The sequence below is a fragment of the Ktedonobacter sp. SOSP1-85 genome (assembly GCF_016587415.1).
Lineage (GTDB): Bacteria > Chloroflexota > Ktedonobacteria > Ktedonobacterales > Ktedonobacteraceae > Ktedonobacter.
Genome location: NZ_BNJI01000001.1, coordinates 2,681,897 through 2,694,706, shown reverse-complemented (window position 1 = coordinate 2,694,706; position 12,810 = coordinate 2,681,897). Strand labels below are relative to the sequence as shown.

Sequence of the window (12,810 nt, the reverse complement as noted above, 5' to 3'; positions counted from 1 at the left end):
GAAGTGAAAAGGTCGCAGACCTTTCACTTCACTCAATAGTAATACTTTTATGCTTCCTGGGAGTGAGGCGGGCGAATCAGCCAGTAGCGCCCACTCTCGCGCATCATTAACTTCTGGTTGATCAGCTCGCGTCGAATGAGTGGCACGTCGGTATAAATGGGCTTGAGGATGGTGTTTACCTCGGATTCTTCATAGATGCGCCCCCACTCAAAGGCACGAGCGATCTTCTCCATGATGTAGCGCCTGCCCTGAGTGCCGCGTGGAATGCTGAGCAGACTTTCGCCCTCGAAGAAGGATGACTCCACCATCTGGCGATCATCTTCCTGCGTAGGATTCACCAGGGCATTTGTGTACTGAAGTTCTGCACCAATGCTCCGCAGGTGCTCTAGAGTGAGAAGTGAGCTGGCCTGTTTAAAGCCCTCGGTTTCCAGTTCGTAATGATGATAGTTGTTCTCCTTGCGCACCTTGATCAAGCCCGCGCCGCGCAGGAGGGCCATATGATGCGAGATGGTAGGCGTCGAGACGTCTAGTTGCTCCGCCAGTTCCTGCCCATACATTGAGCGCTGGGCTAAGAGCGCCAGGATGCGCACGCGCATAGGGTCAGCGATGGCGCGCCCCAGGCGAATAAGCGGTTCGGCCTTCTCCAGGCCATAACGCATCCGTGCCATACCATAGTTTGTATCGGCCTGGCGCACGTTCTGGCGCTGTTCACGCTGCTGCTGAACGATTTCTTCTTCTCGCATTGCCCTTCTCCTTCGTGCGCTGAATATGTGACCAGGTAGGCGAATTGCTAGTTGTATAAATGCCTAATTAGGTGATAATTAAATTACCCACTTTTGTCAAGTGGCAGTGCCTTACGGGTATGATTTTACAGTACTCAGCTGGGAAATTAGGAATCGCGCCAGATGCGCTAAATTTGGTAGGGACCAGCTTTAGCGCGTCCGAATGCCATTTATGGCATGTCGGCGCAAGCCGCTTTTTGACCAGTGAAGATACAACATGATGTAAAGGAGCGCTTCGGGCTGCGCCCACAGGTGATTAATCGCCTTTGGACGCGCTAAAGCTGGTCCCTACCGACATGGCTGCCTGATAGGCTTGTTCGTGCTGCTCAAGCATGGAGGTGAAAGAGAAATGGCGTTCGACATGTTGACGGCAGGTGGACCGTTGTATGGAGTCCAGTTCTGCCACCTGGTGCGCGGCCTGGAGTGTATCACCGGGCCTGATTAAGTACCCGGTCTCGCCATGCTTGATTACTTCTGCCGCAGCCCCGCGCTCGAAGGCCAGCACGGGTGTCCCACACGCCATAGCCTCAATCATGGTCAGGCCGAATGGCTCGTCCCAGGTGCTGGTAAAGAGCAGGCCACGCACCTGCCCCATGAGTTGCCAGAGCTCATGTTGCTCAAGCGATCCCAGGTAACGTGCTCTCTCTCCCATTTCCTGTAGTCGTGGTGAAATGCGTTGCTCATAATAAACCTGGTCATAGATGCCGCCTGCTAGGAGCAGAGGAACGTTCGCGCGTTCAGCGATCTCCAGGGCCGCCTCAACCCCTTTCTCGGGAGTGATGCGCCCGGCGAAGAGCAGCGGCGCGTCCGGCTCGATATGCGGTGCGAAATGAATAACGTCGGTATCGAGGCCATTGTAGATAATATGATCAAAGGGCGTGTAGGGTTTGTAAGTGCGCGCGCAGGCTTGTGAGACCGTGATTAGCTTCAGGGGGTGGCCTTGCTGGTGGAACAGGCGAAGCGCCTCGTTGATCTCGGGTGTGACGGCGGGCAGGTGAATGGTGTGTATCATGGGAGTCGTTGTCAGGAGAGCGCTCAGCGTAAAGGCTGGCCAGTCGAAGGCGTGGGCATGAACGAGATCGAACTCATGTTGACGCTGGCGCAGTTCAAGGAAGAGATCGAGAAAGATATTGGCTTGTGCGAAGAAGCCGGGGTCTGCCGGGCGCTCCTGAGAGGGGGCAGAGAAGCGTGCCGGAACAACGCTTTCAGGGACAACAAGCTCTTCAATCTTAATTCCCGGCACCGCTGATCCCTGGCGCGCAAACAGTGTTACCTCGTGTCCACGCTGTTGTAGTCCCTGGGCGAGTTGTGCCACCATGGCCTGTGAGCCGCCCAGGAAGGGTTGTGCGATGGGGGTGACGATAGGAGCAATAAGCGCTATTCTCATGCCTCTGGCCCTCGATAGGAGGCGTAGTTGTTCTCGGTTTCGTGAAGCGTGATCTCGTAGAGTCGTCCCTCGAAGGCCGGCGCCAGGCGCTCCCAGAATTTGATAACCAGCATCTCGGCGGTAGGGATAACCCCTTCCAGCCAGGCGACATCGTAATTGAGATGCTTATGATCCACCCCATCCACGACGCGCTCATTGATGATACGCTTCATATCCGTCAAATTGAGAACCATCCCGGTCGTGGGTTCTGGCTCGCCGCGAACCGTCACTTCCAGGATATAGTTATGACCATGTCCATGGGGATTGGCGCATTTATCGTAAACGTTGTAGTTTTCATCCTCTGAGAGATATTCGCTCCACAGGCGGTGTGCGGCACTAAAGGTCACCCGCCTTGTGAGATATACCATATCTTTCTCCTTGTTTGGATTCTAGGCATTGGTAAAGAGTTCGATATTGCTCCCGTTGAACTTACTCCCGCTTTCGTCATCCGCCAGGAAGAGGAGGATTTTGGCGAGTTCTTCGGGGGTCATGCCTGCCTTCAGGTGAGGCGCGGCCTGGCGCAGCATATCGGTATCGATGGCGCCCGGGCTGACGGCACAGACGCGAATATTGTATGGTTTTCCCTCTACCGCGAGGATTTCTGTCAAGCTGGCTACACCTGATTTAGAGACGTTATATGCGCTCAAGCCGGGGAATTTCTCTACCCCTTTCACGCCAGAGAGGGAGGAGATGTTGATAATGACTCCCTGTTTCTGACTAGCCATCAGGCGAAAGGCTTCATGGCAACAGAGGAAGGTGCCGCGCAGGTTGACGTCCAGCACGCGATCCCAGGTCGCGCTATCCATCTGGAGAAATGGGCGCACCAGGACCACGCCAGCGCAGTTGACCAGGATATCGACGCGCCCGAAGCGCTCGCTTACCGTCGTGAAGAGTGCATGGACATCTTCATCCTGTGAGACATCGCCTGCCACAGCCAGCGCCTCGCCTCCCTGCTCCTGGATCTCGCGCACGCAGGACTCAATTGTTTCGCGTGTACGGCCAAAGAGCGCGACTTTCGCGCCCTCGCGTGCAAACAACTGCGCGGTGGCGCGTCCCACGCCTCGCCCCGCGCCCGTTATAACAGCGACTTTATCTTTCATGCTCATGCCTGCATTATAACATCCAGGGAGTTGTGCCTGTCAGCCAGGCAAGCCTTTGGGTAGAATGTGTGCTGGGAAACGGTTTTTGCCCGTTTCCCAGCACACATTGGTACTATCTCTGCATCTGCTTCTTTTGCCGGGACGTGTTTAACATTGAAAAATGTAGATTTTTGATGTAGTATGGGTCAGAGGCTGAGATATATGTTGCGTCGATGTTATGCTGAGTAATAGTGACGAGGTTGATGCAGGTTGGGGGATGGCTTGTTCTACTCTACCGCGTACATGGATACCAGTTGTATGCCTGGGCTACTTGTTGGAACATGTGGGGCTTGCTATAATTGCTCGGGATTGAGCGTTTTCTGCTGTGACCAGGAGAGGGATATCTCTCGTACCGCATCGTATAATTGCCATTGTATGAGTGCCTGGTACGACTTTCAGAATTAAGATCTTATTCCAAAACCCAACGTCACTTGCGTGCCTAGCGCTTCCCCCATTCGGGGACAGGCGCGCTCAGGGTTTTCGGATCAATAGTATCATGACATCGACGTTGTAACGTTTTCGCGACGACCTGACGCATGGGGGGATTATGAGCACAGGCACGGTACTGTCGGGTTCATTAAAAGACTTTGGGCTGGTGGAAGTTTTACAGGTTGTGGAACTGGGTGGCATGACTGGTGCAATTCATTTAAAGCAGAGCCAGGGCCGGATGGGTATTCTCTATTTCAACGAGGGCAAGCTCGCCAATTGCAGTGAGTTTGATCCCAGTGCACTCACACTTGGCGATGTGTTGCAGCAGTTAGGTATGACCACCTATCACCAGATTGAGCAGGCCTTCGCGCAGCAATTACAGGACCCCATTGGCAAACGCATTGGTGAGCGCTTGATGATGATGGGTGCTATTACTGAGAAGCAATTGAATGAAGCATTGCGCATGAAGACCCTTTGGACCGCGCGCGAATTGAGCCTCTGGACCGATGGTACCTATGAGTTTATTGCCAGTCAGAACGTGCAAAAGCTTTTGCCGCATGGCGAATCTTCGCTGGATATTGATGTGATGCGCGTCACCATGGATATGGTGCGTTATAGCGATGAGTGGCAGGAACTGCGCAACTTTCTCCCCATGGGCATACGGACTATGCTACAACTCTCCCCCGCAATTCCCTATACTATTCGCTTCGATCTGCGCAGCCTGGAACTCTTCACGCATGTAAATCTCTATCGTCGCATACGCCGCATCGCGACCGCTATTCGCCGACCCGAGATGGAGGTCGCGCGTGAGCTGGGACAGCTCGTGCAGCAGAAGTTTCTGCAACCTGTCTACCAGGATACAACTCCCCGCGCCAATGGCAGCAAGATGCGCCTCCCCGATCCCGCCGAAAAGCTGCGCCTGGAAAACTTTGCGTTGCTTGACCTGCTTAGCCGCATGGAGCAAGAGTGGGATAAGCGCAAGACTCCGATGGAACAGCTCGCAGCCCTGGTTGATTTCGTCAACTGGACCATGGATGCCCTGGCCGAGACCTGTCGCGCCAATGGCATCACCCTGGATAGCAATGCGCTCCTGCAACTCATGCATAATGAGCAGGTAGATCGCCTGGGCAACTATGCATTTCGCGTGGAGCAGAATCACATCGATGTCGAGGACTTCACACGCCTCTGCTATGACGTGATGAGTGGAAAGATGCAGCAGGCCGAGCATTTCTATAACCAGGCCTCCATGCTGCTACACCACCTGCTTTGTAGCCTCTTCGAGATGATCAATGCGCGTGTGGCCAATCCCCGCGAGCGCATGGAGAACCAGGAGGTATGGGAGGCCATGTTCGAGCAATTCTCGCTAGTAAGCAGCTCTTAGCCCTCAAGACTTCTCGCCACTGCGTGGCTCGCCTGGGTAAAGAGGGTCTGGTGGCGACGCGGCTCTGCCGCGTCGCCACCAGACCCTCTTTACCCTATTAAAGTATCGCATGTGCTAAGATGACATCACTTTGCGGGAGGATAGGAGACGAAGACGCTCTTGGTCTCGCTAAACTCCTCTACGGCATAGGAACCCAGCTCGCGGTGGCCATTACCGCTACTCTTCATGCCGCCGAAGGGCAGGTGAATTTCGGAGCCTGTGGTGCCCGCGTTGATGTAGACCAGCCCGGCTTCGATATCACGGATGGCGCGGAAGGTCAGGCGCGAGTTCTCGGTAAAGATGGCGGTCGAGAGGCCGTACTCTGTGCCGTTGGCCACGGCAATGGCCTCTTCGTAGCCTGCGACGGGCATGACCGCGACGAAGGGACCAAAGACCTCTTCGCGTGCGATGCGCATCTCTGGACTTACCTCGTTGAAGATTGTGGGCTTGTAGAAGGCCCCTTCCTGGTAGGCGTCCTCAGTCAGTGGCGTGCCGCCATAGACGAGCTTCGCGCCCTCCTGCTGACCAATTTCCGTGTAGGCATGGACCGCGGGCACGCGCCCGGTGTTGACCAGGGGACCCATCTCGACCTGGCTATCCAGGCCATCACCAATGTGCAGGCGTTCTGCTGCCGCGGCGAGGCGCTCGGTGAAGGCTTGTTGGACTGAGCGCTGGACAATTACGCGGCTGGTGGCTGTGCAGCGTTGTCCTGTGGTGCCAAAGGCACCCATGGCCACGCTAGTGGCGGCCAGGTCCAGGTCGGCATCCTCAAGTACGATGACTGCGTTTTTTCCTCCCAGTTCAAGCGCGCAGCGGCGCAGATCGCGCCCACAAATCTCTGAGACCTGTCGACCAACCTCGGTTGAGCCGGTGAGGGAGATCATGTTGACGCGTTTATGGCTGGCCAGGGCATTGCCCAGTGTGCCACCGCCGCCAGTGACAACGTTTAGCACGCCATCGGGCAGGCCTGCCTGTTGCAGAAGTTCGGCCAGTTTGAGGGTCAGCGCGGGCGTATCGCTGGCGGGCTTTAGAACCACTGCGTTGCCTGCCAGGAGTGCCGGAAGCGTCTTCCAGACCGGAATAGCCAGGGGGAAGTTCCACGGCGTAATGATGCCGACAATACCTAACGGATGGCGTACCGTCATGCAGAATTTATTAGGGAGACCCGATGGAATGGTCTCGCCCTCGGGGCGGCGCCCCTCGCCGGCGATAAATTTGGCAACATCTATGGAAACCTGGACCTCGCCCAGCGTCTCTTTGAGAATCTTGCCCATCTCGCGCGTCATGAGGGTCGCGAGCTCATCGCGCTGCTGCTCAAAGAGGCGGGCCAGGCGGAAGAGGACCTCGCCGCGCTCGGGTGCGGGCGTAGCGGCCCAGCCCTTCTGGGCCTGGGTTGCGGCCTCAATGGCGTCTTCCAGATCTTCAACGGTTGATTTTTGATAGCTGCCAATGATATCGCTGGTGCGAGCGGGATTGGTGCTGATAAAGGTCTCACCGCCGCGTGAAGCGCGCCATTGGCCCGCGATAAAGTTCTTGTAGTCTTGTCCTGACGTGGTGGAAATAGAGGATGAGAGTGACATTGAGAAAGGCTCCTCGACGAATTTCCCAATCTCCTTTGATTGGGACTAGCTTCGCGGTCCCCTTTTATAGGTGGACTAAACGAATGCATCCGCTTACGAGAGTGTAGGTGGGTAAGTGGTATTACTTGCCTGCCGACATTATATCAGCCTACATGGTAGCACGTCGAGGAAGTTAAGAAGGCATGTGCGGTTGTAAGTTGCACGCATGCGCGCAACTCACAACCGCACATGCCTTCCTTTTAATGTTGAGCGATGAGGGGCCGTATGGCGAGGAGCTTCTCATCCAGTTGTTTGACGTCGGGGAGGCCTTTCCAGGGGGTTAGGGCGTGATTGAGATCGTTCAGGCGTTGCAGGACGCGGGCGGATTTCACCTGTTTGAGCGTCTCAAGGGCCAGGTCGATGTAGTGGAGTGTACCCTCGATCTCGCCTAGTTGTAGGTAGGCGGAGGCAATATCGGTGAGGACGATGGTTCGATGACGTGTGCGCACGCCGTCCATATGCTGAAGAGCCGCTTGTAGGGCCGGAAGAGCCGCTTTCGGGCGCTGGAGCTTCAGGTTGCATACTCCCTGGTAGCCGAGGAGTACGGTATAGGAGAAGCGCGTGTGTGCGTTTTCGCCGCTACGTCGTGATTCGTGTTGCTCCAGGAAGTATTCCGCCTTTTGCAGGGCTTGCAGGCTGTCCTGGGTCTGACGGAGATTGGCGTATGCCTCTGCCTCGATGGAGGCCAGCCAGGCTTGCGTGATGGAGGGGACATTGCGCCTGGCGATGACATTTGCTTGTTGCAGCCAGGGGATGGCTTTTTCTGGCTTCTCCTCATAGATAGGGATAAAGCTCCGGCGTCCCAGGAGGGTCACTTGCATCAGGGGATTTTGCGTGACGCGCGCTGCCTCCAGCCCTACTGCATAGTAGCGGTCGGCCTGCTCGCTCTCCTTCATGTCGAAGAGAAGCTCGCCCGCGATCTGCGTAAGTTCAGCTGCTACACTAGCGATGCGTATGCGTTGTTCGGTCACAAGAGTTGTTGAGAGGAGCTGCGTGACGATTTCCAGGCGTTGGAGCACATATTGCAAGAGGCTTTGGGAAAAGGTGCCAAGCATCGTAGGGAGGACGCGCCAGCTATCGCGCACAATGGCCTCCAGGTGCAGGAGTGTTTCATTATCCATGTTGGATGGTTGGGCGAGGACTCGCGAGAGGCGCTCCCAGAGCGGTGGATAGAGTAATGGTGAGGTGGAGGCCGCTAGCGAGGTGCCGGTGATGCCCAGAGCCTGGAGAAAGTCGCGCCGGGATTGCTCCATATCGGCGCTCTCTAACTCCTGGATGGCCAGGGCCTGACCACGAATAAGCATCCGTGAGCGCGTTTGTGAAGGTGCAGGCTCTAAAGCTTCGTCTTCGCCATGTCTCCCTTTGTGTTGCTCGCGCTTATCGCTGACCAGTCCCAGGGCATCTGAAGTCATGTGAAAATATGCGCAGAGGCGGCGACGTGAATCTGCGTTGATGGGCTTATTTTGCTCAGCGCGCATAATGGTCTGGGGGGCGACACCTGTTTCCAGAGCCAGGCGTTTTTGCGTAAGGTTGAAGCTCTGGCGGGCGGCACGTAATGGATGGATGGTGTGATCACTCATATTTCCTCTTCCCTTTCCACATGTTCTACGGTATAGGCTGGTGACACAGTGTGAACATCTATGTTGTACTTTGTTTTGCCAATGTGTCCTTATTTGTTGTATAATAACATAAAAATATATAAAAGCTAGTAAATGGGATAAAAGTATGTGAACTACCGCTCAGCTAAAGACTGAGCGGCTTCTTCGGAAGAGGAAGCCTGAGTTCACCAGACTCAGCCACCGAAAGGTGAGCTATGTTTGGAAGGTCATGATACCAACCCTTGACGCATCAGACGGTTGCTCTATCGCCTGAGTTTAAGTAGAGATGAGGGAAGTCCCGGTGATTCAGGCCCAACAAGCCTTCTGAACCTTGTCGAGATGAAGTCGGATTCCCTGTATGGTCGCAGTCCAGGGATACGCACCACCTGCCACCTGGCAGAGCATTTTTCTGAAAAGGAATTTTCGATGAACGTTGTGTATGTATTGGCACCAGATGGCACGCCATTGATGCCATGTTCGTGTGCTATTGCACGATTACTCCTTAAAGATGGCAAGGCCAAAGTCAAAAGGAGAACGCCCTTTACGATCAAGTTGTTGGTTCAGCCAACAACGACCTCCACCCAACCATTGACCCTTGGGATAGATACGGGCAGTGCCATGATTGGTTCAGCGGTGGCCGATACGCAGGGGCAGGTGGTGTATTTGTCAGAAGTGCAGGTTCGCAATGATATTGCCACCACCATGAAAGGGCGTGTAAAGTATCGCCGGAACCGGCGCAACCGAAAGACCAGATATAGAAAAGCACGATGGCGTAATCGCAAGAACTCCATCAAAACAGGTCGCTTCTCTCCCACGATGCGCAGTAAAATTGACGCCCACCTGCGGGAAATCCGTTTTGTGCAATCCATCCTGCCCATTCGTCATATTGTGCTGGAAACAGGAACATTTGATCCCCATGCCCTTAAAAATCCTAACGTTTTAAAGCACAAGTGGCTCTACCAGAAGGGCATCAACTATGGTTTTGCCAATATCAAAGCCTATGTGCTAACACGCGATAGCTATACCTGCCAACATTGTGCAGGAAAATCGAAAGATAAGCGGTTAGAAGTCCATCATATCGTTTTTCGCAGTCAGAACGGCAGTGATGAAGAAGCCAATTTACTCACCCTCTGCAAAACCTGTCATGATGGGCTGCATGCCGGAACCGTGACGCTCAAGCGCGCTGGTAAGAAGAAAGGAAACTTGAACCATGCCACACAGATGAATAGCATTCGTCTTCAATTGTTGAAGCAGGTTCAGGCAGAGGAAACGTGGGGATTTGTGACCAAAGAACACCGTCAGATAGCAGGCTTGCCCAAGGAGCATTGCTTTGATGCGGTCTTGATTGCTACGCGAGGGGCCATGCCCACGTTTCAGACCACGGTGGTTCTCAAGAAGCGATGCGTCCCCGATGGAGATTACCAGCAAACCAAAGGGCGACACAGCGAACAACGTATTCTTACGGGGAAAATTGGCGGTTTTCGGAAATTTGATATGGTGCGGTATCAGGGACAGGAGTACCTTATTAAAGGGTGAATGTCTACTGGCTATGCCATTCTGATGAACATTGATGGGAACAAGGTCGATCTCAAGCCAATTCCGAAGTTTGAGAAGATGAAGCGAGTGAGGGCACGATCTTCATGGATGATGTGTCAAGCGCCCATGCCGCATATCTCATCCACTGCCAATGAATCAGGGGAGAATGTGGCAATTCATCCACGAAGCTAAAGACTTCGTGGTTTTCTTGCCACATTCGGATAAAATAAGTGATATGCAAGAAGGAGTGCTGGTTGGCAGCCAACCAGCACTCCTTCTTGCATATCTTATTTGTTACGCATTTTCGATGGTCGGCCCGCTCGCGGGATTCTCGCTGGTGGGTTGTGCTTGTGGCTGCTCAGCGCTGGTGGCTGGCTGCTCTTCTGCGTAGTCGCCCTCCTGGGCGGGGCGCTTGAAGATGTAGTAGGCCGAGTTAGAGGTCAGAGGCTGGAGGCTGACCAGCTCCCAGTTCTCCTTGCCCAGCTCGTTCATGTAGCGGCGGGCAAAGGCGCTCCGTCGCTCTTGATCGCCAATGAGAGTCTCCTGACCCTCGCATGAGATACGCCCGCGATAATCGATATACACGACCTTATACGCCCACTGGCTCATGATCGGCTCCTTTCGTTTATAAGCCCCAATGATGGTCCCCACCAGGCCACACCAGCCATGCGCTACATCAGTAGGCATGTCAGGGTTTGACGACGCGCAACGCCGGGTTCCACAAACAGCGTTGCTCACCGTTGGTGTGGTTACTGGTGGGCTTCCCTCGCACAGTGGTAAGTATACTCTGCATGTAGGTCGCTTCACACCGCTAATTTGGCGGGTTTTTCTGCCCGTGCAAACGAACAGGAGAGGAGCCTGTAGAAATAGACAGGGGGATGATGACCGCTGCTAACCCCCATTCGGGGGCAAGCGCACGCGTCTATATATAATAGTACGAGTATTTCGCGCCATTATATGTAGACGCGTACTTTAGTAGCGTCACGCTATTGGGCGAAGAGGCTTTGCTGTATCGGCAGCTCGAAGGTGAAGGTCGTGCCGTTCTGACCGCCTGGGGTCGCTTCTTCTAGCCAGAGCTTCCCATCATGAGCCTCGATGATGGACTTGGTGATGTAGAGACCGAGCCCTGACCCCTGGCGAATTTCGCGTGTCGCTTCCAGTCGCCCAAAGGGGCGGAAGAGGTGCTGCATATCCTCTGTGCGGATGCTGACGCCCTGGTTATGTACACTGACCTTGACCTTTTCCGGCTGGTCGAAGACAGGCTCTAAGAGTTGGATGCGCAGAGTGATGGTGCTCCGCTCATCGGAGTACTTAATCGCATTGTCTAGCAGGTTGCCTATGGCCTGCTGGAGCCGCCCCCCATCCCAGCAGCCGTTTATCGCTTGAACAGGTGTGTCCACGACAAAAGAATGATAGGGCGCTACAGGGCGCAGCTGTTCAACAACCTCGCGGCCAAGCTCGACAACATCACAGGGTTTGCAAATAAGCGTAAACTGGTCAGAGGCCAACCTTGAGGCATCTAGCAGGTCATTTACCAGGCGTGCCAGCTTCTGAGCCTGGCTGATAATAATACTGGTATTGCGCGAAAGGGATTTTTTGACAGGCTCCGCGACATTGTTTTTGGGAGCGAAGAGACCTCGGTTTAACATCTGCGCATAGTTGATGATGGGCGCAAGGGGGCTACGCAGTTCATGCGCGATCATGGCCGTGAACTGCTCCTTGCGCGTAATTTGCTCCTTGAGCAGGAGGTTTTCCGCTGTGAGCTGATCTATCTGTTGTTGTAACTCTTCAATGAGCCTATCTTGTGATTTCTCGTGTTGCACCTGCATACCCCGGGTCTCCTCGGATTCTGGCTTTTCTATCTCCTGGTATAGATTGTGTAATTTTAGTATACACCGAATAACGCCCGCACACGCGTTAATAAGACAAGCTCCTAGGAGTATTGGGTAGTATTGAGCGTGAGGGCTATACCTCCTCGCCGAGTGGAGGCAGGAGATTGAGATCCGCCAGTTCTTCGCGTGCCATCTCGCTAAATTTTGTGATATCAAGCGTCCGGTCAGCATGGGAAATTAAGTGGCGAATACGCTCAGCGATGCTGCCACGCATGTAGTGATCACTACTCAAAAGTAGTTCACCTACCGCGATTTCGATCTGCTGGCGCTGTAATGCAGCTAACATTGACTCTTCCATGTCCTTCCCTCTTTCTAGCAGTTGTTCTGTGATATTTCTTTTCATATGCCACTTACACCTATTTTACTACAAAATAGATATTTGCCAAGCGGCTTATCCTACGGATCTCAATATTGCTAAAAGCTCTCAATCCCTCGCTGGCAGGGGGAGAGCATAAAAAAAAGCACCTTGCGGTGCTTTGGGCCTGGAGCTCGAGATGGGACGCGGAGGAAGGCCCGCGCCGGGCAACATTAGGATGCTGCTGGAGTCGCGGCCTTGCTCTCGGTTGAGGGCGTTGATGCCGGGCTTTCGCTCTTACTTTCCACCTTACTGTCGCTTGTCGCGCTCTCGTTCTTAGCGTTCTCGCTACCCGTGGAGGCAGAGGCGGTGCCATTGCCACCTTTATGGTCTGTTGAATAGAAACCAGAGCCCTTGAAGATCACGCCTGACGCGTACAACACTCGGCGAATAGCGCCACCACACTCAGGGCAGACTGTTAAAGGCTCATCAGTCATTTTTTGCCAGGTTTCAAAGCGATGATTACAGGTTCGGCAGAGATACTCGTACGTTGGCATATATCAATCACCTCTCATATATTTCGATTATTCCAAAGGCGTCTTTGCGCCCCACATCACATACTATTGTTCAGCATAGTAGCGCGAAATTGTGCAGGTGTCAATCGCAGATGATGA

11 protein-coding genes and 1 pseudogene are annotated in these 12,810 nt (G+C 54.1%); 2 read left to right on the top strand and 10 right to left on the bottom strand.

Annotated elements, in window-relative coordinates; genetic code table 11:
- Positions 1-47: 47 nt before the first annotated feature.
- From KTE_RS11235 to KTE_RS11220, 4 genes are all read right to left on the bottom strand, one after another.
- Positions 48-743, bottom strand: a complete 696-nt coding sequence (locus tag KTE_RS11235) for a metalloregulator ArsR/SmtB family transcription factor (RefSeq protein WP_201381036.1) — start codon at positions 741-743, stop codon at positions 48-50.
- Positions 744-1,038: 295 nt separating this feature from the next.
- Positions 1,039-2,169, bottom strand: coding sequence for a glycosyltransferase family 4 protein (locus tag KTE_RS11230; RefSeq protein ID WP_201381034.1), 1,131 nt, complete (start codon positions 2,167-2,169; stop codon positions 1,039-1,041).
- Positions 2,166-2,576, bottom strand: a complete 411-nt coding sequence (locus tag KTE_RS11225; RefSeq protein ID WP_201370646.1) for a 6-carboxytetrahydropterin synthase — start codon at positions 2,574-2,576, stop codon at positions 2,166-2,168. The genes KTE_RS11230 and KTE_RS11225 overlap by 4 nt, the downstream gene beginning before the upstream one ends.
- Before the next feature lie 21 nt (positions 2,577-2,597).
- Positions 2,598-3,308, bottom strand: coding sequence for an SDR family NAD(P)-dependent oxidoreductase (locus KTE_RS11220; RefSeq protein WP_201381032.1), 711 nt, complete (start codon positions 3,306-3,308; stop codon positions 2,598-2,600).
- 586 nt (positions 3,309-3,894) lie between these two features.
- Here KTE_RS11220 and KTE_RS11215 point away from each other — a divergent pair.
- Entirely contained in the window at positions 3,895-5,157 is a 1,263-nt protein-coding gene (locus KTE_RS11215) for a DUF4388 domain-containing protein (RefSeq protein ID WP_201370648.1), read from the top strand.
- Between the two features lie 125 nt (positions 5,158-5,282).
- On the opposite strand, the gene KTE_RS11210 is transcribed toward KTE_RS11215, so the two are convergent.
- Positions 5,283-6,776 carry an aldehyde dehydrogenase family protein gene (locus tag KTE_RS11210; protein WP_201381030.1) on the bottom strand — a complete coding sequence of 498 codons (1,494 nt, stop codon included), beginning with the start codon at positions 6,774-6,776 and terminating at the stop codon, positions 5,283-5,285.
- Positions 6,777-7,015: 239 nt separating this feature from the next.
- The gene (locus KTE_RS11205) at positions 7,016-8,395 is read right to left on the bottom strand and encodes a helix-turn-helix transcriptional regulator (protein ID WP_201381028.1); all 1,380 of its coding nucleotides are present in this window, start codon (positions 8,393-8,395) and stop codon (positions 7,016-7,018) included.
- A 444-nt stretch (positions 8,396-8,839) separates the two neighbouring features.
- Here KTE_RS11205 and iscB point away from each other — a divergent pair.
- A pseudogene (iscB, locus tag KTE_RS11200) lies at positions 8,840-10,141 on the top strand (RNA-guided endonuclease IscB).
- A gap of 102 nt (positions 10,142-10,243) precedes the next feature.
- On the opposite strand, the gene KTE_RS11195 reads toward iscB, so the two are convergent.
- The 4 genes from KTE_RS11195 to KTE_RS11180 form a co-directional block, all read right to left on the bottom strand.
- Positions 10,244-10,558, bottom strand: a complete 315-nt coding sequence (locus KTE_RS11195; protein WP_007908158.1) for a hypothetical protein — start codon at positions 10,556-10,558, stop codon at positions 10,244-10,246.
- Positions 10,559-10,935: 377 nt separating this feature from the next.
- A complete protein-coding gene (locus KTE_RS11190; protein WP_201381026.1) occupies positions 10,936-11,778 on the bottom strand; it encodes a sensor histidine kinase KdpD in 843 nt (280 codons plus the stop codon).
- 136 nt (positions 11,779-11,914) lie between these two features.
- Positions 11,915-12,139 (bottom strand): hypothetical protein, encoded by a 225-nt coding sequence (locus KTE_RS11185; protein WP_201370652.1) that lies wholly within the window; start codon positions 12,137-12,139, stop codon positions 11,915-11,917.
- A gap of 230 nt (positions 12,140-12,369) precedes the next feature.
- Positions 12,370-12,693: an FmdB family zinc ribbon protein gene (locus tag KTE_RS11180; RefSeq protein ID WP_201381024.1), complete on the bottom strand. Its 324-nt coding sequence runs from the start codon at positions 12,691-12,693 to the stop codon at positions 12,370-12,372.
- Positions 12,694-12,810 lie beyond the last annotated feature (117 nt).